We start from the raw sequence: 19009 nt of genomic DNA on the forward strand, positions 1-19009 counted from the left end.
GATATCCGCTCAGCGGGGGAGCCGGTGTTTGAGATACAACAGGCTGGCTGCCAGCCGCGTGGAGACATTCAGTTTTTTCAGGATATTACGGATGTGTACTTTTACCGTTTCTTCTGAAATATACAGCGCTCTTGCTATCTCTTTATTTTTCATCCCGCAGGCCAGTTCTTTCAGAACATCTGACTCCCGCCGGGTCAGATAGGTTATCGGGTCATGAAAATGCTCCCGCTCCTGTAATATTTTACAGATAGATTCACTAAATATTTTTTTCCCCTGAAATGCATTCTTTATCTGATCTGCCAAATAATCAATATCACAACTTTTCAATATATAACCATCAGCTCCTGCATCAATAGCTGCGTATATATCATTACGTTCCTGTGACTGTGAAAATACCAGAATATAACTGGGTACTCTTTTATGACGGAGTTTCTTAATGAAATCAATTCCGGAAAAAGCGTGAATATTAATGTCTAATATAATCATGCGGGGAATATGTTGATGGATATAGGTAAAAAGCCCGGCGTTATCCGTTGGCTCAGGCATGATGGTCAGCGCGTAATCCGGCTGTAAAAGCATTTGAAAACCATAGCGTAACAACGGGTGGTCATCAATAACCATAATAGTGTGATGAGGCATAGAGTTCTCCCTTGCCGGGTGTACGGTATGAAGCCATATTAATTATGGCGATTTAATTGATATGTTTATTATTAAAAACATAAAAATATCATTATCGCTGCTGACAATTGATTTTTACGCAAAACGGTTATATGTGCAAATAACAAACCATTTAAAAATAATAACGACTCTAATAACTTAAAGTATATTGTGCGGATAAAATAACCGGTTTCTGATACGGGGAAACAATACGCGGAATAACTGTATTTGGTCAGATATATCAGGCAGGCACATAATGAAATGTCGTTTTTTTCAACACTCTGTAAACATTAAACACATGAATATTACAGTCTTTTCACTATTCTGTTATTTATTAGTATACTGTTATTGTATCTTTAAATAATCTGCCGGCGGCATACTGATGCTGTGGCTGACCGGTTCTGACTCTGTCATCTTGCCCTGTAAAGGATGTGTTATGGACGAACAATTAAAACAAAGCGCCCTTGATTTTCATCAGTTTCCGTCACCCGGCAAAATTACCGTTACGCCAACAAAGCCGCTTGCCACACAGCGTGATCTTGCACTGGCGTATTCACCGGGTGTTGCTGCTCCGTGCCTGGAAATCGCAAAAAATCCGCTGGCGGCCTATAAATATACTGCGAAGGGGAACCTCGTGGCGGTTATCTCTAACGGCAGCGCGGTTCTTGGTTTGGGGAACATCGGCGCATTAGCCGGAAAACCGGTGATGGAAGGTAAAGGCGTTCTGTTTAAAAAATTCTCCGGCGTGGATGTTTTTGATATTGAAGTCGATGAATCTGATCCGGATAAATTAGTCGATATCATTGCGTCGCTGGAGCCGACATTCGGCGGCATTAACCTGGAAGATATCAAAGCGCCGGAGTGTTTTTATATCGAGCAGAAACTGCGTGAGCGCATGAATATCCCGGTATTCCATGATGATCAGCACGGTACCGCGATTATCAGTACTGCAGCTGTATTGAACGGGCTGCGTATTGTGGATAAAAACATCAGCGATGTACGTCTGGTGGTCTCCGGTGCGGGTGCGGCGTCTATCGCCTGTATGAACCTGCTGGTGCAACTGGGGTTAAAACGGGAAAATATCACTGTTTGTGACTCGAAAGGTGTAATTTATAAAGGTCGTGAAGCCAATATGGCGCAGACCAAAGCCGCCTATGCGATTGATGACAACGGCATGCGGTCACTGGCAGATGCTATGCCCGGTGCTGATATCTTCCTCGGCTGCTCAGGACCCGGCGTGCTGACACAGGCAATGGTTAAAGATATGGCGCGGGACCCTTTGATCCTCGCATTGGCAAATCCGGAGCCGGAAATTCTGCCGCCGCTGGCGCTGGAAGTGCGTCCGGATGCCATTATCTGTACCGGGCGCTCGGATTATCCGAATCAGGTTAACAATGTGCTTTGCTTCCCGTTTATTTTCCGTGGTGCGCTTGATGTTGGCGCTACCGCCATTAATGAAGAGATGAAACTGGCGTGTGTAAAAGCCATTGCTGATTTGGCGCTGGCAGAGCAGAGCGAGCAGGTTGCGTCAGCATACGGCGGGCAGGAACTCTCTTTCGGGCGTGAATATATTATTCCGAAACCATTTGATCCGCGCCTTATCCTGAAAATTGCACCGGCAGTGGCAAAAGCGGCGATGGAAACGGGCGTTGCCACCCGTCCGATTGCAGATTTCAGTGCGTATCTTGAGCATCTGAATGAATTTGTTTATAAAACCACGCTGTTTATGAAGCCGATTTTTTCTATGGCGCGTAAGGATCGCAAACGGATTGTGCTGGCAGAGGGCGAAGAGCCGCGCATGTTGCATGCGACACAGGAGCTGGTCAGCATGGGGCTGGCATTCCCTGTCCTGATTGGTCGCCCGGATGTGATTGAGATGCGGATCAAAAAACTGGGACTACAGATTGTCCCGGGGACTGATTTTGAAATCGTCAATAATGAAAGTGATCCGCGTTTTGCCGAATACTGGCAGGAATATTATCAGCTGATGAAACGCAAAGGCGTGACACAGGAGCAGGCACGCCGCGCCATTATTACTAATCCGACCAGCATTGGCGCAATAATGGTTCATCGTGGTGAGGCTGACGGTATGATCTGCGGAATCGTCGGGGATTATCATGAGCATTACAATATTGTGGAAAATGTGTTTGGTTTCCATGAGGGCGTCCACACTGCCGGGGCGATGAATGCGCTGATCCTGCCGACAGGAAATACCTTTATTACCGACACCTATGTGCATGATGACCCGACAGCGGAGCAACTGGCGGAGATCACGCTGATGGCGGCAAATGCCGTACGCCGTTTCGGGATTGAGCCAAAAGTAGCGCTGTTATCCCGTTCCAGTTTCGGTTCCTGTCAGTCGCCGTCCGCCGATAAAATGCGCGACACCCTGGCGCTGGTCCGTGCACAGGATCCGTCTCTGGAAATTGACGGCGAAATGCACGGTGATGCAGCGCTGGTGGAAGCCATCCGTCGTGATCTGATGCCGGACAGCCCGCTGAAAGGCGCGGCGAACCTGCTGATCATGCCGAACGGCGAAGCTGCCCGTATCAGTTATAACCTGCTGCGCGTCACCAGCTCAGAAGGGGTGACAGTAGGTCCGGTACTGATGGGGATTAATAAACCGGTACACATTCTGACATCGATTTCCTCGGTACGGCGTATTGTGAACATGGTCGCGCTGGCTGCGGTGGAAGCACAGACTCAGCCACTGTAATCGGACGCCCCGGAAACGGGGCGTTATAAAGGAATAGTATGCTGAAGATTGAGAAAATTGATCATATTGCAGTGATTGCATCAGACAAAGCGGCGAGCCAGGCATTTTATTGTGATGTACTTGGTTTTACGGTGATCAGTGAGCATTATCGTGATGCGCGGAATTCGTGGAAAATCGATCTGGCGCTGAACGGGGAGTATTTACTTGAGCTGTTTACTTTCCCGGCAAGTCCGGCGCGCCTCAGTCAGCCGGAAGCCTGCGGTTTGCGCCATCTGGCTTTTGCTGTAAATGACCTGGCGGCGTGGAAAGCCTTTCTGGATGCACAGGCAATTCACTGTGACGGTATAAGGACGGATGAATTCACCGGAAAACAGTTTTTATTCTGTTTTGACCCGGATAATCTTCCGGTGGAGTTGTATGAGCGCTGACAGTAAATGTGGGATAAAAAAAAGCCAGCGCGAAGGCTGGCTGAGAAACTTCTAAATTACTGGAAGCAATGTGAGCAATGTCGTTTGCCAATACCTTAGTAATTTACTCAGGTACCGACAACGAGAATGATAATTTTTCCCATTTAAAAAGTAAAGCGTTTTTTACTAAAAAGCGGTGATTATTTCTGCAACCGGATATTGCGCACAAAGCAGTAAAAAAAGAGTCCTTATTAACACTATACCCAACGTCATTCAGGATGCAGGCAGGCGGGCAGAGTGAAGCCAACGAACCTGCGGTTTGAATGAATAAGGGTATAAGTGTAAAGTTGTTTAATAATTAACACTATCAGATAAAAAAGCCTTGAAATTTAGCAGAATGACGCCATTTTTAAGACAACTGACGGACAATATATTTAAAGGATCCTACTGATATGATGCGAATTGCATTGTTTTTACTCACAAACCTGGCCGTAATGGCTGTGTTCGGCATTATTCTGAGTCTGACCGGTGTTCAGGGGCAGAGTGTGACCGGGCTTATGATCATGGCGGGGCTGTTTGGTTTCGGTGGTGCATTTATTTCATTGCTGATGTCAAAATGGATGGCGCTGCGTTCTGTGGGCGGACAGGTGATCACCAATCCGTCAAACCAGACAGAGCGCTGGCTGCTTGATACCGTGAGCCGCCAGGCACAACAAGCGGGCATTGGTATGCCGCAGGTGGCTGTTTATCATGCACCGGACATTAATGCTTTTGCAACCGGCGCACGTCGTGATGCGTCGCTGGTGGCGGTCAGTACCGGTTTGCTGGAAAGTATGAGCCGTGATGAAGCAGAAGCGGTTATCGCTCATGAAATCAGTCATATCGCGAACGGTGATATGGTAACGATGACGTTGCTTCAGGGCGTGGTGAATACGTTTGTTATCTTTATTTCCCGTATCCTGGCGCAGTTAGCCGCGGGCTTTATGTCTAATAACAGCAATGACAGTAATTCCGGAAGTCAGGGTAACCCGATGATTTACTTTGCGGTATCTATGGTTCTGGAGATTGTATTCGGTATTCTTGCCAGCATCATTACCATGTGGTTCTCCCGTCACCGTGAGTTTCATGCGGATGCGGGATCAGCAAAACTGGTGGGACGTGAGAAGATGATTGCCGCACTGCAACGTCTGAAAACCAGTTACGAGCCACAGGAAGCGGGCAGTATGATGGCGCTTTGCATCAACGGGCGTAATAAAGCATTCAGTGAGCTGTTTTTATCACATCCGCCGCTGGATAAGCGGATTGCCGCATTGCGCAGCGGTGAGTATCTGAAGTAATTATTCTGACCGACTGATATATAAAAGAAAACCGGCTCATTTGTGAGCCGGTTTTTTTACATCTGCTGATTTACATCTGCTGAGTGCGCAAAGAATTATCCCTGCTGCAAATCATCATCTTTATCATTGTTGAACACGGTCTTGTCAGTCAGCCCCAGCACCTGGCTGGTGACGGTTCCGGCGGTCATTGAACCGCTGACATTCAGTGCGGTACGTCCCATGTCAATTAATGGCTCAACAGAGATAAGCAGCGCAACTAAGGTTACCGGTAAGCCCATTGCCGGCAGCACAATCAGTGCGGCAAAGGTCGCACCGCCGCCCACACCGGCAACACCGGCAGAACTGATGGTCACGATACCTATCAGTGTGGCAATCCACAGCGGATCCAGCGGGTTAATCCCGACTGTCGGCGCAACCATGACGGCGAGCATAGCAGGGTAAATACCCGCACAACCGTTCTGACCGATAGTGGTACCAAAGGAGGCGGCGAACCCGGCGATAGAGTCCGGAATACCAAGGCGGCGGGTTTGAGCTTCCACACTCAGCGGAATACTGGCCGCACTTGAACGGCTGGTAAACGCAAACGTCAGTACCGGGGCAATTTTACGGAAGAAGCGCAGCGGATTAATTCCGGCAACCCCGACAATCAACCCGTGAACGACAAACATCAGCAGAATGGCAATATAAGAGGCAACAACAAACGTGCCTAATTTAATGATGTCCTGAATATTTGAACCGGCAACCACTTTGGTCATCAATGCAAATACACCATAAGGTGTAAAACGCATCACCAGACGAACCAGTTTCATCACCCATGCCTGAAGAATATCAATAGCGCTCAGCACTTTCGCGCCGCGCTCTTCATTATCTTTAATCAGCTGGAGGGCAGCGACACCCATAAAAGCTGCAAAAATCACCACACTGATAATAGAGGTCGGGTTCGCGCCGGTCAGGTCAGCAAACGGATTTTTAGGGATGAAGGAGAGGATCAGCTGCGGCAGCGTCAGGTCAGACACTTTGCCCGCGTACTGTGACTCCAGCTGCGCGATGCGTGCTGTTTCTTTGACACCCTGAACCAGCCCGTCGGCGGTTAAACCGAAGGCGAGTGTGACCAGGATAGCAATTAAGGCAGCGATTGCGGTGGTAATCAACAGTGTGCCGATTGTCAGCACACTGATTTTTCCTAAAGAAGACGCCTGATGCAGGCGGGCAACCGCACTGAGGATAGAGGCGAAGACCAGAGGCATAATGACCATCTGTAGCAGTTTCACATAGCCGTTACCGACAATATCAAACCACGGCAATGCCTGCTGTATCGGTGCGGTACCCGCACCATAGAATGCATTCAGCCCGAGGCCGAACAGCACACCGATAACCAGACCGGTAAGTACTTTTTTGGAGAGACTCCAGTCCTTATTGCTGCACAGCTTCATAAGCACCAGCAGAAGGACAACGAATATGACAAGATTGCTGATTAGTGGAAAATTCATCCCGGACTCCGATACCTGAGGGTATTGTTGTTATAGTTTGTTAGCTGAATCGAATACAGTTATACAAATGCTAAAACTGTAAATGACGCGTTATAGATTAACAGGAGTTTTTCAGTTGTACTTATAACTAATCTGAATTATTTATATCTATATTGTAGATCAAAGGGATTGATTTAGTTGAAACAGTCACTTAACGGATTATTTTTATATTAAAATTTTATATTAATTGATTGTCTTATAACTACACCGGCAATTGAGTAAGGATAAGGTCCCGCAACTGTCCCCACCAGCTCTCCCAGTGAGCCGGAAGATAAAACGCTGCCAGCAATACAAAAAAGGCGACACTGCGTTCAGCCCGCTTGTTGCCTTTACTGCCCAGAACCGGAATACAAAAACGCCAGCGGATGGGCCATAACAGCGGAATACCTGCGGTTGTCAGCATGTCCGCCACCAGGTGGCTGAGATAACCGACAATCACAGCCTGGTAAAAATCGGCAGGAATCGCCCAGCCGGCAGGTAGCCGGGTGTGGAATAAAAAAATGCCGGTCAGGATAGCCAGCAGACTGTGTGTAAAACCACGGTGACCGCATAAGCGGGACACCGGAACTGAAATAAACCGCACCCATTGACCGAGCATTGATTTCGGGTGGTCAATATCCGGCAGTAGTGCGCCGGCAAGCGCGCCGGGAATCAGATGCAGCCAATCCCCCTGAGTAATTTCAGGCGAAATCTGGAGCTGATGAACCATCACTATAGAGGCGACAGAAAAAAACAGGTGACCTTCAGCCGTCATGACGCAATCAATACCGGGTAAATACTCAGGTGTTTATTTATACAGTGGCGCAGTATAAAGTTTTTTGATGCGTTCGACCAGAGGGTAAAAAAGAAAATGCTTATTTATTAATGGATAACTATGGAATATTCGACTATACCCTTATTCATTCAAACTGCAGGTTCGTTGGCTGGGTATCAATGAGTGCGGCAGGGGGATCCCTGCCGCCGGGAGTTTTAACGGATCATGTCCGCTGTCAGCTCATTCAGGGAGGCCAGCTTATAATCTGCCAGTGACCAGCGCGGATCGGCTGCATTTTCTTTTGCCGGTATGACTACAGAGCGCATACGCGCGGCTTTGCAGGAAATCATGCCATTGACGGAATCTTCCAGAGAAACACATTGTACCGGTTTCACACCGAGTGCCTGCGCGGCATTCAGATAAACCTGCGGGTGTGGCTTGCTGTAAGGTAAATCACCGGCAGAGACGACTGCATCAAAATAGTCACGGATGTTAAACATATTCAGGACAGATTCCAGCATATAGAGCGGGGAGGCAGACGCCAGCGCGATTTTCAGACCGGCAGACCGGCACAGTGTCAGTGCGTGCTCCACACCCGGCAGCAACGGGCGCTCTTTTTCCACCATCGCAATCGTGGTATCAATAATTCGCTGTGTGACTTCCTGTTTGTCCGGACCCTGCCACGGGGACGCGTGATACCATAATTCAACGACCTGATCGATACGCAGCCCCAGTAAGTCAGGCAGTTTATCCCGCAGGGACATATCCAGACCCAGACTGCTGAAAACCTGTTCCTCTCCTTGTAACCAAAAGGGTTCAGAATCAATCAGTAAGCCATCCATATCAAAAATAGCGGCCTGAATAGGTAATGTGTAGGACATAGCGTATGCTCCTGATAATTATCAATGAATTGAGACATCACATGATTGTAACAAGGGGATCAGCAGAATTCATTAAATGAGTTAATAATTTACTCTATACCCAACGTCATTCAGGATGCAGGCTTCCCTGCGCCAACGAACCTGCAGTTTGAATGAATAAGGGTATATTATAAAAGGTCGGAATATTGCTAATGATTTTCACCCGTTTTCTGCGTTATCATTAGCGTTAAAAGATAAAATGAGGAAAACGAATGACGTTGCAACAGGCTCGCTGGCTCGCTGTGTTTAAACGTGTGGCAGGGTGGGTGGTGTTTATTCCTGCGCTGATTTCAACCATCGTCTCTTTACTGAAACTGGCGCATCAGCAAAGCACGGCCAGTGACAAGATTAATGCCGTTATCGGGGACTTTATTAACGTTGTCACGGAAATGATCCGGGTGAATACGCCGTTCCTGAATGTATTCTGGCGCAACTCACCTACGCCGGACAAATTACTGGGAACTGAGAGTTATAATTTAAGCTTTTTACTGATCTATATTCTGATGTTTGTTGGTCTGGCGCTGAGTGCATCCGGGATACGCATGTCAAGACAGGTGAAGTTTATCCGGGAAAATATTGAAGATCAGAGCATTATTGAAAATGCCAGAGAGAGCGGAAAAACACTTGAGGACTTAAAAGCTAAAATTCGTATTCCGAACCACACTATTTTCCGTCAGATTTTTGTGTTGTATGTGCTCCCTGTGTTTATAGGCGTGATTGCGTGGTTTTTAATTAAGTTTCTTAACTGGTAATTCCGGCGGGTTATCATCATAAAATCAAAAAACGCCCCGGCATTAACATGTCCGGGGCGTTTTGTAATATCCGTAATGTAACGGGTGGACAATATTTTCAGCGGGCCAGAATATCATCAATAATATTCTGTGCGCTCTGATAATAACGGTCGCCGAATAAATGGCTGCGGTGAAGCTGATAATAGAGCTGATAAAGAGGCTGCCGGTCTAAAAAACCACTGTCGAGAGGCCACACCTGCTGATACCCGTCGAGGATTTGCATGGGCAGTTCAGGGAAAAAAGTGAGCATTGCCAAATCACATTCACGATCACCCCAGTAACAGGCAGGGTCAAACGCAACGGTTCTTCCGTCAGTGACGGCGGCACAGTTTGCCGGCCATAAATCGCCGTGAAGCAGGGAGGGTTGCGGCTGGTGGTTATTCAGGCGCTCTTGTATCCGGTCGACAATCGTATCAATATCGCCATACACAATGCCTTTTTCTTTGGCGAGCTGTAATTGCCAGCCGATACGCTTTTCAGCAAAGAAAGAGGCCCATTTTTTATCCCAGGCATTCGGCTGCGGGTTAGTCCCGAGCAGATTGTCTTCATCAAAACCGTATCGGGGTTGTTCATGCCACTGATGCAGACGCGCCAGTTGTTGTCCGAAGACATAAGCGGTGTGTGAATCAAAAGGTTTCAGCGGCAGGTATTCCATAATCAGGAAACTGTGCTCTTTTGTCGAACCGACACCATAAACGGCAGGTGTGGTCAGCGTGCTGCTGCGACTCAGCGCATCCAGTTGCTCCGCTTCTGTTTTAAAGACCTCTAGCATGTCGCGCCGGTTGTATTTGATAAAAACCGGGTGATCACCATAACAGGCATACCACGAACGATGGATTTCGCCACCATCAAGTTGCTTTTTATCAGAGAACGAATGTTCACCGAAGTGTTCACTGAGTATACGTCCCACTGCTTGCCACATGAGCCACCTCACTAAGCCGTTAATCAGTTCGTTTATTCTACAGCCGGAATATAAAAGAAAAAAGCGGATGTCTCACACAAATTGCACACTAATGGCAGGGAAGTAGCGAAAAAGAGGTTTTATACCCTTATTCATTCAAACTGCAGGGTCGTTGGCTGCGTGAAGCCAGCCTGCATCCTGAATGACGTTGGGTATATGCAGAGTATTTCAGTATACCTTCACCTGAAACGCAGTGGTTATTCCATCCGTGGAACAGCCACTGTACAGGGTTATCAGGCTATCTGTCTGTGGCGTTTGAGTGCGGATAACCGGAGCTGGTTGTAAATCAGGGCAATAACAAAATAGAGCGCCTGAACCAGAACGATACAGGCACCGGTTGCACCATCGATATGAAAGCTGACAACTGTCCCGATATAGCTTGAGCTGACTGATACGGCAATGGCGACCATGATCATTTTGCCGAAACTGCGGCACAACAGGAAAGCAATGATACCGGGCGAGATAAGCATAGCGATCACAAGGATTATCCCGACTGCCTGAAGTGATGCAACAATGGTTAGTGCCAGCAATGACAGCAGCCCGTAGTGCAGCATGCGGACAGGTAAGCCGATAACACGCGCCTGGTTCGGATCGAAACAGTAGAGCATGAAATCTTTGTATTTTATCATCAGCACAACCATGGTCAGCCCGGCAATTATCATTGTCTGGTACAGCTCTGCCTGTGTGATCCCGAGAATATTACCGAACAGAATGTGCGTCAGATGCTGATCGGTATCTATCCGGGTAAACAGTACCAGGCCGAGAGCAAACATGCCGGAGAACACGATCCCCATAACCGTATCTTCTTTGATCCGGCTGTGTTCTTTCAGGTATCCGGTGGCAAAGGCACAGAATAACCCGGAAATAAAGGCGCCGATAATAATCGGGATGCCCATTACAAAGGCGAGAATAATACCCGGTAACACGGCATGAGAGATGGCATCCCCCATCAGCGACCAGCCTTTAAGCACCAGAAAGCAGGAGAGTACGGCACAGACAGCACCGGTCAGGATCGCCGCAAACATGGCCCGCTGCATAAACGGAAATGCAAAAGGGTCAATAAACAGTGAGGTCAGAAAGTCACTCATAATTTTGCCTCCTGCCGTAACTGTGCTGATTCACGGCGGGCGCGGCGGCGGGTTGATAACATGCCGTGTTTTGGTGCGAAGAAAAAGGCAAACAGGAATACAACAGTTTGTAAGGTAACTATCATGCCACCGGTGGCACCGTTGAGAAAATAACTGAGGTAAGCACCAACGCTGCTGGTGACCGCACCTAAAGTGACCGCGGTTATCAGTAATTTTTTAAACTGATCGGTTAACAGATATGCGGTTGCACCCGGCGTAATAACCATGGCAATAACCAGAATTGCACCGACAGTTTGCAGTGCGGCAACGGTACAGGCACTGAGCAGGGTAAAAAAGATGATTTTTAGTGCCTGCGGATTCAGTCCGATAGAGCGGGCGTGGGTTTCATCAAAAAACACCACCAGTAAATCTTTCCAGATAAATATCAGTACCAGGAATGAAACTGCAATAATAATTTCCACCTGCAGCATATCTGTATCGGCGATCCCGAGGATATTCCCCATAATAATCGTCTGCACATTTACGGAGGTCGGGTTCAGCGAGACAATCAGAAGACCGGCGGCAAAGAAGGTGGAAAAAATAAACCCGATCACCGCATCTTCCCGCAGCCGGGTCAGGTGGCGGACAAATGTCATGGAAAGAGCCGCCAGCATACCGGTAAAAAACGCACCGACGGAATAAGGAAAGCCGAGTGCATAAGCCCCCGCAACACCGGGAACTACGGAGTGAGAGAGAGCATCCCCCATCAGTGACCAGCCTTTCAGCATCAGATAAGCAGAGAGAAAAGCACAGACGGCTCCCACAATTCCGCTAACCCAGATAGCTTTCACCATATAGTTGTATTCAAACGGCTGAAGTAACAGCTCAATCATGGCAGCTCTTCCTTAGTGCCGGTCTGCACAGTCAGATTATCCTGATGGCCGTAGAAGACGGCGGCCCGTTCATCATCAGTGATAACAGTGAGTGAACGCGGGTCATCATCGTCATGAAGGTCTGATCCTGAAAGATTGATATGGCGCAGAACGCCGCCAAAGGTTTTTTCCAGGTTCTTTTGTGTAAAGGTGGTGGCGGTAGGACCACTGTCCAGCACTGTGCGGTTAATCAGGATCACATGATCGCAAAATTCCGGCACACTCCCGAGGTTATGGGTGGATACCAGCACCAGATGCCCCTCTTCACGCAGTGCGCGCAGCAGGTCAACAATGGCATTTTCAGTTTTTACATCCACCCCGGTAAAGGGTTCATCCAGCAGGAGAACTTTTCCCTCCTGCGCAAGTGCGCGGGCGAGGAATACCCGTTTTTTCTGTCCGCCGGAAAGCTCACCAATCTGGCGATGACTTAAACCGGTTAAACCAACGCGTTCAAGTGCATCGGTAACCGCTTTTTTATCAGCTTTGCCGGGAATCCGCAGAAAACCCATTTTGCCGTAACGCCCCATCATGACCACATCAGAGACCAGCACCGGAAAATTCCAGTCCACTTCTTCTGTCTGCGGAACGTAGGCGATAATATTTTTTTTCAGAGCGGCGCGTACCGGCTCATCATTGAGTGTTACCCGTCCTTGTGTCGGCGTAACCAGGCCCATGATAGTTTTGAACAGAGTTGATTTACCACTGCCGTTGATGCCGACAAGGGCGCAGATAGAGCCACCGTCGATAGTAAAACTGGCATCATAAATAGCGGTGTGACCATTGTTGTAAGTGACGGTTGCATTATCGACAACCAATCGTGGTTTACCGGCAAGTTCACTCATTGGTTAAATCCTTTGGCGATGGTATCTACGGTCACATTAAGTAAATCGATATAAGTCGGGACGGGGCCCTCTGCGGTTGACAATGAATCCACATAGAGTACGCCGCCGTATTTTGCACCCGTCTCTTTGGCAACCTGTTTTGCCGGTTTGTCAGAAATAGTACTTTCGCTAAAAACAACCGGAATTGAATATTTTCTTATAGTATCAATCATATGGCGAACTTGTTGTGGCGTACCTTGTTCTTCGGCATTAATCGGCCACAAATATACTTCCTGAAATCCGTAATCATTGACGAGGTAACTGAAGGCACCTTCGCTGGTTGCCAGCCAACGCTGATTTTCAGGGATGTTTACCAGCCGGGCGCGCAGAGGCGTATCCATTGCTTTGATTTTTTCTGAATATGCAGCAGCATTTTTATTATAGGTATCTGCATTTGCAGGATCGTGTTTCACCAGGGCTGCCCGGATATTATCAACATAAATAAGGGCGTTAGCAGGGGACATCCAGGCATGCGGGTTCGGGTTACCGTTATAGGTGCCGCCGCGAATCGAATTAGGTTTGATACCGTCAGTGACCACCACAGCCGGAACATCCTGTAAATTCTCAAAAAAACGCTCGAACCAGCGCTCCAGGTTTAACCCGTTCCACAGAATTAAATCCGCATCCTGTGCGCGCATAATATCTTTCGGGGTTGGCTGATAGTCATGGATCTCCGCACCCACCTTTGTGATGGACTCCACGATGGCAGCATCACCGGCAACATTCTGCGCCATATCCTGAATAATCGTAAAGGTGGTGACGACTTTAAACTTTTTATCAGCCGCGGTGGCATACCAACTGACGGCACTTAGCGTGAGCAGCAGGACGGAATGGCGCAAGATGCGCGACAGGGAAGCGGGAAAGAGGGTCTTTTGTTTTTTGTACATGGTATCAGCCTGCCTGGTTAAAGTGTGACAAAAACTAAGGATATCCTTATTGATAATGATTATCAATATCATTTGATGCTGTCAGGCACTTTTGTAATATCTTTATAACATTCAAGGGAATTGGTTCACACTATGCTATGAATCACAGGGAAAGTAAAAGTTAAGTAAACTTCTTTTTGTTTCTGTGCATTTTCAGTATTCTTAGCCCAGAAGAACGCCGGATAAAGGGTAGCACAGTGAAAAAAACCGTTAGTGTGATTGCAATAGCATTATTGATAGCGGGTTGCTCAGGAAGTAATAAACAGACCCGTACCGGCGGCTGGATAAATAAGACACCATCTGCCGGTTATGATGCTTCGTTGTTTCCTGCTCAGGGAGACGGAAGTGGTGTTTATCCGGCGACGCCTTTTGATCAGTTTATCCGCCAGGCATCCAATAGTTATGAAATCGATGAAACACTGATTCGCGCTATTATTGAAGTGGAATCCTCTTACCGGCCTGATGTTATCAGTAAATCGAATGCTGTCGGGCTGATGCAAATTAAAGCCTCCACTGCCGGGCGTGATGCTTACCGCATGAAAGGGCGTAACGGCGAGCCATCTACCCGTGACCTGCTGGATCCGCAAACCAACATTGATATCGGCACAACGTATATCCGTATTATCCGTGATCAGCACCTTGCCGGTATTACCAACCCGCAAACACTCAATTACGCCACAATTGTCTCCTATGTGAACGGAGCAGGTGCATTATTGCGCACGTTTGATAATAACCGCGCACTGGCGATTACAAAAATCAATGCATTGTCTCCGGATGAGTTTTATGAGCATGTCCGGAGCAAACATCCGGCACCGCAGGCTCCGCGCTATCTGTGGAAAGTCAAAAATGCATACAGTGCTCTGGCAATGTCAGACTGACAGTCAGTAATGACATATAGAGCGTAGCGGAAAATATAAAAAAAAGCCCTGATTCAGGATCAGGGCAAGAAAAATACCAAAAGTTCACTTATCTCTACTACGGGCTGAATAATAGCGGAAAGCGTTTTACAGGTGGTGAATGAATAATGATAAATTGTATCAATTCTTAACGTAATAATTCAGTTATACTCCAATGGGATGCAGGGATGTGATGAGGAACATTTCATTACCGGCTGCGAAAGCTGTCGTATCCTGTTATCAGTCCCGCTATAATACTGACCTCATTTTTAGTTACGAACATGAATTATTTCAAATGACAATAAAAAGCACGCTAAAAAGCTTGATTGCAACGGCCGGGTTATTTCTCTTTTTGTCTCTTCTTCATCTGTGCTTCGGCTATGAATATAAATTTATTTATATTTTGAGTGCGGCTGCATTATTTGTCTTTTGTTTATCCTTAAGTAAAACATTATACATAGTGCTGATTGTCATTTATTGGCTGGCCGGGCTTATCTACGGGGCGGTAGGTCTTAACTACGGCTATCCGGATGTGAATGCCATCGGTTCACTGATGTATACGGATAATAATGAATCCCTTGAATATATTGCCGGGCTTCCGGTAAAAACCTATTTATATCTGGCGGTAATGACAGTTTCTGCGGTTGTGGCGTGCTTGCTGAGTACCCCGAAAAAACGCAGTTGGCGTCTGGCACTGTTCATTGTCTTTTTTATCAGTGCATTCTGGTCTTCATCAAAAGATTATATTCAGGGAAAATCAGAAGGTATTACCTCTGTTTTTAAATCAGGTCTGCCGGAAATTCGTTTTTTTCGTGACAGCTATAATAGCTATGCTCAAATCCGTAAAGATAATCTGCGCTACGCCAAGGTGATTGAAACCAGTGACCACTGGGATCCGGTTGTGCATGATACCGGCTATGACACCTATATTCTGGTGATTGGTGAAAGTGTCCGTAAAGATTTCATGCAGGCATTTGGTTTTACTCATCACCCTAATACCCCGTGGATGAGCAGCCGGAACGGGGTATTTTTTGATAATTATATTTCGGCTTCCGGCTCTACAACGCTGTCACTGACAAATGCGCTGGCAGTCCGTGAGGGGAAAGTGATTAACCTGAATGATAATTTAGTGGCGCTGGCAAATAAAGCCGGCTTTCATACTTACTGGATTTCGAATCAGCATCTGAAAGGTATCTATGATTCTCCTGTGGGGATCATGGGTAAAAAAGCGGGATTTGTGCACTTTGTTGCACCGAATCGTTCTGATAAAGGCGGCCCTGATGAGATGCTGCTGCCGTTTGTCCGTGATGCACTGGCAGAAAATACCGGAAAACAGCTGATAGTTGTGCATCTGAATGGATCGCACCCGCAGCCGTGTGGCCGTCTGACGGAGAATTTTGATAAATTTATCGGCTCACGCAATATTTCGTGTTATGTGAAAAGCATTGAAAATACAGATAAATTACTCTCAGATATTGCACAAATGGCGGGCAAGGACAACCGCCGCTGGACGATGGCGTACTTTTCTGACCACGGACTGATGTTTGTGGATAAAGGAACAGAAAACACCAATGTGACACATGGTGACAGTGTAAAACCTAATTTTCAGGTACCGTTTTTTATCACAGCGTATGATGCTCAGTCACAGACCCGTATAAGCCATTTCCGCAGCGGATTATCTATGCTGCCGTTACTGAGTCAGTGGCTGGGTATTGACGATAAAAAGCTGGATAAAACCTGTGACTGGCTGAAAGATACGCAATGTGCGGGGCAGGATAAAGTCGTCAATTTTAAAAATGAACTGAAAAATTTCAGTGAATTGCCGGATGACGACCTGGTTCTTCCTGCCACAAAATAACCGGTTTCCTGTGTGCCTGTATAAATGAAAACCCGCTCCGGCGGGTTTTGTCGTTATATAACATCACTAAAATATAAAGAGCCGCTGTCGCAGGGACCGGATTGTCATGATAAAAATCACTATTTTCTTATGAGGTAATCAGCAGACTATTGATTGTTTCATGGTCTGCCGGTTGTTTCGCCATGAAATGTTCACAAATGCAGCTCAGTTTGTGACGCCATCCACCTTTTCAGTGACATAGCCAGATAAATCTATTAATCCGTAATTGCTGTGATAGTATCAATATTGAGTTCCGGCAAGGGCGCCCGGTAAATGGATATTTACCGATGTGACCCAGCTTGCAATGTACGCAAGAAATTTCCGGTAACGTACTGAAAGTTAAATCAAATAAATGAGATTTCTATATGTGATCTTACGTATGGGTCACCACTGTAGATAAGGATTTAAAATGCCTGTAATTACTCTTCCTGACGGCAGTCAGCGCCAATTTAATCACTCTGTTTCTGTCCTTGATGTTGCTAACGATATCGGTGCCGGTCTGGCGAAAGCCTGTATCGCGGGTCGTGTTAACGGCACACTGGTTGATGCCTGTGACCTGATTGAACACGATGCCAGTTTAGCCATTATTACCGCCAAAGACGATGACGGTCTGGACATTATCCGACATTCCTGCGCGCACCTGTTAGGTCACGCCATCAAACAATTGTGGCCGGATACCCGGATGGCAATTGGTCCGGTAATCGACAACGGTTTCTATTATGACGTTGATCTCGAACACTCCCTGACTCAGGAAGATTTAGAGAAACTCGAACAACGGATGGCGGAGCTCGCCAAAAAAGAGTATGACGTGGTCAAAAAACGCGTCAGCTGGCGTGAAGCCCGCGATATATTTGTTTCCCGCGGCGAAGATTACAAAGTTGAAATCCTGGATGAAAATATTCCTCAGGATCAGCAACCTGCATTATATCATCATGAAGAATATATCGATATGTGCCGTGGTCCGCACGTACCGAATATGCGCTTTTGCCATCACTTCAAATTACAGAAAGTGGCGGGTGCTTACTGGCGCGGCAACAGTGACAATAAAATGCTGCAACGTATTTACGGGACAGCATGGGGCGATAAAAAACAGTTAGCGGCCTATTTGCAACGCCTGGAAGAAGCAGCAAAACGCGATCACCGCAAAATCGGTAAACAGCTTGACCTGTATCATATGCAGGAAGAAGCGCCGGGTATGGCGTTCTGGCATAACGATGGCTGGACAATTTTCCGTGAGCTGGAAGTGTTTGTCCGTGTGAAACTCAAAGAATATGATTACCAGGAAGTTAAAGGTCCGTTTATGATGGATCGCGTTCTGTGGGAAAAAACAGGACACTGGGAAAACTATAAAGAGCACATGTTCACTACTTCTTCTGAAAACCGTGAATATTGCATCAAGCCGATGAACTGCCCGGGTCATATCCAGATCTTTAATCAGGGTCTGCGTTCATACCGTGATCTGCCGCTGCGTATGGCTGAGTTCGGCAGCTGTCACCGTAATGAATCATCCGGTGCGTTACATGGTCTGATGCGTGTCCGCGGCTTTACGCAGGATGATGCACATATCTTCTGTACCGAAGAGCAGGTAATGGATGAAGTCCGCTCCTGTATCCGTATGGTGTATGACATATACTCCACTTTCGGTTTCAAAAAGATTGTGGTGAAATTGTCCACCCGTCCTGAAAAACGTATCGGTACAGATGTTCAGTGGGATAAAGCTGAAGCTGATCTGGCCAGCGCGCTGGAGAAAAATGGTATTGAATTTGAATACCTGCCGGGCGAAGGTGCGTTTTACGGTCCGAAAATTGAATTTACTTTGTATGATTGTTTGGATCGTGCATGGCAATGTGGTACAGTGCAGCTCGATTTTTCACTACCGGCTCGTTTAGGTGCAACGTATGTTGCTGAAAACAATGAACGCCTTACCCCGGTAATGATTCACCGCGCAATTTTAGGTTCAATGGAACGTTTCATTGGTATCCTGACTGAAGAAACAGCGGGTTTCTTCCCGACATGGTTAGCGCCGAATCAGGTTGTAGTGATGAATATCACTGATTCACAAGCGGATTATGTTCAAAAATTAGTCAAAGAGTTGCAAGATGCCGGTATCCGTGCAAAAGCAGACTTGAGAAATGAGAAGATTGGCTTTAAAATTCGTGAACACACATTACGTCGTGTTCCTTACATGCTGGTCTGCGGTGATAAAGAAGTTGAATCAGGCAAAGTGTCTGTTCGTACGCGCCGCGGTAACGACCTTGGCAGCTTCGATGTAAAAGAATTTAAAGAAAAACTGCTTGAAGAAATTCGCAGTCGCAGTCTTGATCAACTGGAGGAATAA

16 protein-coding genes are annotated in these 19009 nt (G+C 47.0%); 7 read left to right on the plus strand and 9 right to left on the minus strand.

What is annotated here, in order from left to right:
• Positions 1 to 9: 9 nt before the first annotated feature.
• On the minus strand, positions 10 to 639 hold the full coding sequence (locus tag ACMHKJ_RS00345; RefSeq protein ID WP_413491514.1) for a LuxR C-terminal-related transcriptional regulator: 630 nt from the start codon (positions 637 to 639) through the stop codon (positions 10 to 12).
• Between the two features lie 454 nt (positions 640 to 1093).
• Between ACMHKJ_RS00345 and maeB the strand changes: the two genes are divergently transcribed.
• The 3 genes from maeB (at position 1094) to htpX (ending at position 5117) form a co-directional block, all read left to right on the plus strand.
• Positions 1094 to 3373, plus strand: a complete 2280-nt coding sequence (gene maeB, locus ACMHKJ_RS00350) for an NADP-dependent oxaloacetate-decarboxylating malate dehydrogenase (RefSeq protein ID WP_413491515.1) — start codon at positions 1094 to 1096, stop codon at positions 3371 to 3373.
• 38 nt (positions 3374 to 3411) lie between these two features.
• Positions 3412 to 3801, plus strand: a complete 390-nt coding sequence (locus tag ACMHKJ_RS00355; protein ID WP_413491516.1) for a VOC family protein — start codon at positions 3412 to 3414, stop codon at positions 3799 to 3801.
• A 431-nt stretch (positions 3802 to 4232) separates the two neighbouring features.
• Entirely contained in the window at positions 4233 to 5117 is an 885-nt protein-coding gene (htpX, locus tag ACMHKJ_RS00360) for a protease HtpX (protein ID WP_413491517.1), read from the plus strand.
• Between the two features lie 95 nt (positions 5118 to 5212).
• Here htpX and ACMHKJ_RS00365 read toward each other — a convergent pair whose 3' ends face one another.
• From ACMHKJ_RS00365 to hxpB, 3 genes are all read right to left on the minus strand, one after another.
• Entirely contained in the window at positions 5213 to 6607 is a 1395-nt protein-coding gene (locus ACMHKJ_RS00365) for an L-cystine transporter (RefSeq protein WP_413491518.1), read from the minus strand.
• A 241-nt stretch (positions 6608 to 6848) separates the two neighbouring features.
• On the minus strand, positions 6849 to 7400 hold the full coding sequence (locus ACMHKJ_RS00370) for a metal-dependent hydrolase (RefSeq protein ID WP_413491519.1): 552 nt from the start codon (positions 7398 to 7400) through the stop codon (positions 6849 to 6851).
• Positions 7401 to 7615: 215 nt separating this feature from the next.
• On the minus strand, positions 7616 to 8281 hold the full coding sequence (hxpB, locus tag ACMHKJ_RS00375) for a hexitol phosphatase HxpB (protein ID WP_413491520.1): 666 nt from the start codon (positions 8279 to 8281) through the stop codon (positions 7616 to 7618).
• A 251-nt stretch (positions 8282 to 8532) separates the two neighbouring features.
• Between hxpB and ACMHKJ_RS00380 the strand changes: the two genes are divergently transcribed.
• Positions 8533 to 9072 carry a YniB family protein gene (locus ACMHKJ_RS00380; protein ID WP_067363178.1) on the plus strand — a complete coding sequence of 180 codons (540 nt, stop codon included), beginning with the start codon at positions 8533 to 8535 and terminating at the stop codon, positions 9070 to 9072.
• Between the two features lie 97 nt (positions 9073 to 9169).
• On the opposite strand, the gene ACMHKJ_RS00385 is transcribed toward ACMHKJ_RS00380, so the two are convergent.
• The 5 genes from ACMHKJ_RS00385 to ACMHKJ_RS00405 all read right to left on the minus strand — a co-directional run bounded on the left by ACMHKJ_RS00385 (position 9170) and on the right by ACMHKJ_RS00405 (position 13839).
• On the minus strand, positions 9170 to 10033 hold the full coding sequence (locus tag ACMHKJ_RS00385) for a fructosamine kinase family protein (protein ID WP_413491521.1): 864 nt from the start codon (positions 10031 to 10033) through the stop codon (positions 9170 to 9172).
• Positions 10034 to 10305: 272 nt separating this feature from the next.
• Positions 10306 to 11160 carry a metal ABC transporter permease gene (locus ACMHKJ_RS00390; protein ID WP_413491522.1) on the minus strand — a complete coding sequence of 285 codons (855 nt, stop codon included), beginning with the start codon at positions 11158 to 11160 and terminating at the stop codon, positions 10306 to 10308.
• Positions 11157 to 12032, minus strand: coding sequence for a metal ABC transporter permease (locus ACMHKJ_RS00395; RefSeq protein ID WP_413491523.1), 876 nt, complete (start codon positions 12030 to 12032; stop codon positions 11157 to 11159). The genes ACMHKJ_RS00390 and ACMHKJ_RS00395 overlap by 4 nt, the downstream gene beginning before the upstream one ends.
• Positions 12029 to 12913, minus strand: coding sequence for a manganese/iron ABC transporter ATP-binding protein (locus ACMHKJ_RS00400; RefSeq protein ID WP_413491524.1), 885 nt, complete (start codon positions 12911 to 12913; stop codon positions 12029 to 12031). The genes ACMHKJ_RS00395 and ACMHKJ_RS00400 overlap by 4 nt, the downstream gene beginning before the upstream one ends.
• Positions 12910 to 13839 carry a metal ABC transporter substrate-binding protein gene (locus ACMHKJ_RS00405; protein ID WP_413491525.1) on the minus strand — a complete coding sequence of 310 codons (930 nt, stop codon included), beginning with the start codon at positions 13837 to 13839 and terminating at the stop codon, positions 12910 to 12912. The genes ACMHKJ_RS00400 and ACMHKJ_RS00405 overlap by 4 nt, the downstream gene beginning before the upstream one ends.
• Positions 13840 to 14075: 236 nt before the next feature.
• Here ACMHKJ_RS00405 and ACMHKJ_RS00410 point away from each other — a divergent pair, with 236 nt between their 5' ends.
• From ACMHKJ_RS00410 to thrS, 3 genes are all read left to right on the plus strand, one after another.
• Positions 14076 to 14756 (plus strand): transglycosylase SLT domain-containing protein, encoded by a 681-nt coding sequence (locus ACMHKJ_RS00410; RefSeq protein WP_413491526.1) that lies wholly within the window; start codon positions 14076 to 14078, stop codon positions 14754 to 14756.
• A 478-nt stretch (positions 14757 to 15234) separates the two neighbouring features.
• Positions 15235 to 16632: a phosphoethanolamine transferase gene (locus ACMHKJ_RS00415; protein ID WP_413491527.1), complete on the plus strand. Its 1398-nt coding sequence runs from the start codon at positions 15235 to 15237 to the stop codon at positions 16630 to 16632.
• Positions 16633 to 17080: 448 nt separating this feature from the next.
• Positions 17081 to 19009: a threonine--tRNA ligase gene (thrS, locus tag ACMHKJ_RS00420; protein ID WP_067363158.1), complete on the plus strand. Its 1929-nt coding sequence runs from the start codon at positions 17081 to 17083 to the stop codon at positions 19007 to 19009.

It is taken from the genome of Morganella psychrotolerans (assembly GCF_965118875.1).
Lineage (GTDB): Bacteria > Pseudomonadota > Gammaproteobacteria > Enterobacterales > Enterobacteriaceae > Morganella > Morganella psychrotolerans_C.

Bases quoted from the DNA above. Each gene is read 5' to 3' on its own strand.
- ACMHKJ_RS00345 (WP_413491514.1), bottom strand. From the start codon at position 639: ATGCCTCATCACACTATTATGGTTATTGATGACCACCCGTTGTTACGC.
- thrS (WP_067363158.1), top strand. From the start codon at position 17,081: ATGCCTGTAATTACTCTTCCTGACGGCAGTCAGCGCCAATTTAATCAC.
- ACMHKJ_RS00405 (WP_413491525.1), bottom strand. From the start codon at position 13,839: ATGTACAAAAAACAAAAGACCCTCTTTCCCGCTTCCCTGTCGCGCATC.
- ACMHKJ_RS00385 (WP_413491521.1), bottom strand. From the start codon at position 10,033: ATGTGGCAAGCAGTGGGACGTATACTCAGTGAACACTTCGGTGAACAT.
- ACMHKJ_RS00390 (WP_413491522.1), bottom strand. From the start codon at position 11,160: ATGAGTGACTTTCTGACCTCACTGTTTATTGACCCTTTTGCATTTCCG.
- ACMHKJ_RS00365 (WP_413491518.1), bottom strand. From the start codon at position 6,607: ATGAATTTTCCACTAATCAGCAATCTTGTCATATTCGTTGTCCTTCTG.
- hxpB (WP_413491520.1), bottom strand. From the start codon at position 8,281: ATGTCCTACACATTACCTATTCAGGCCGCTATTTTTGATATGGATGGC.
- maeB (WP_413491515.1), top strand. From the start codon at position 1,094: ATGGACGAACAATTAAAACAAAGCGCCCTTGATTTTCATCAGTTTCCG.
- htpX (WP_413491517.1), top strand. From the start codon at position 4,233: ATGATGCGAATTGCATTGTTTTTACTCACAAACCTGGCCGTAATGGCT.
- ACMHKJ_RS00380 (WP_067363178.1), top strand. From the start codon at position 8,533: ATGACGTTGCAACAGGCTCGCTGGCTCGCTGTGTTTAAACGTGTGGCA.
- ACMHKJ_RS00400 (WP_413491524.1), bottom strand. From the start codon at position 12,913: ATGAGTGAACTTGCCGGTAAACCACGATTGGTTGTCGATAATGCAACC.
- ACMHKJ_RS00355 (WP_413491516.1), top strand. From the start codon at position 3,412: ATGCTGAAGATTGAGAAAATTGATCATATTGCAGTGATTGCATCAGAC.
- ACMHKJ_RS00370 (WP_413491519.1), bottom strand. From the start codon at position 7,400: ATGACGGCTGAAGGTCACCTGTTTTTTTCTGTCGCCTCTATAGTGATG.
- ACMHKJ_RS00395 (WP_413491523.1), bottom strand. From the start codon at position 12,032: ATGATTGAGCTGTTACTTCAGCCGTTTGAATACAACTATATGGTGAAA.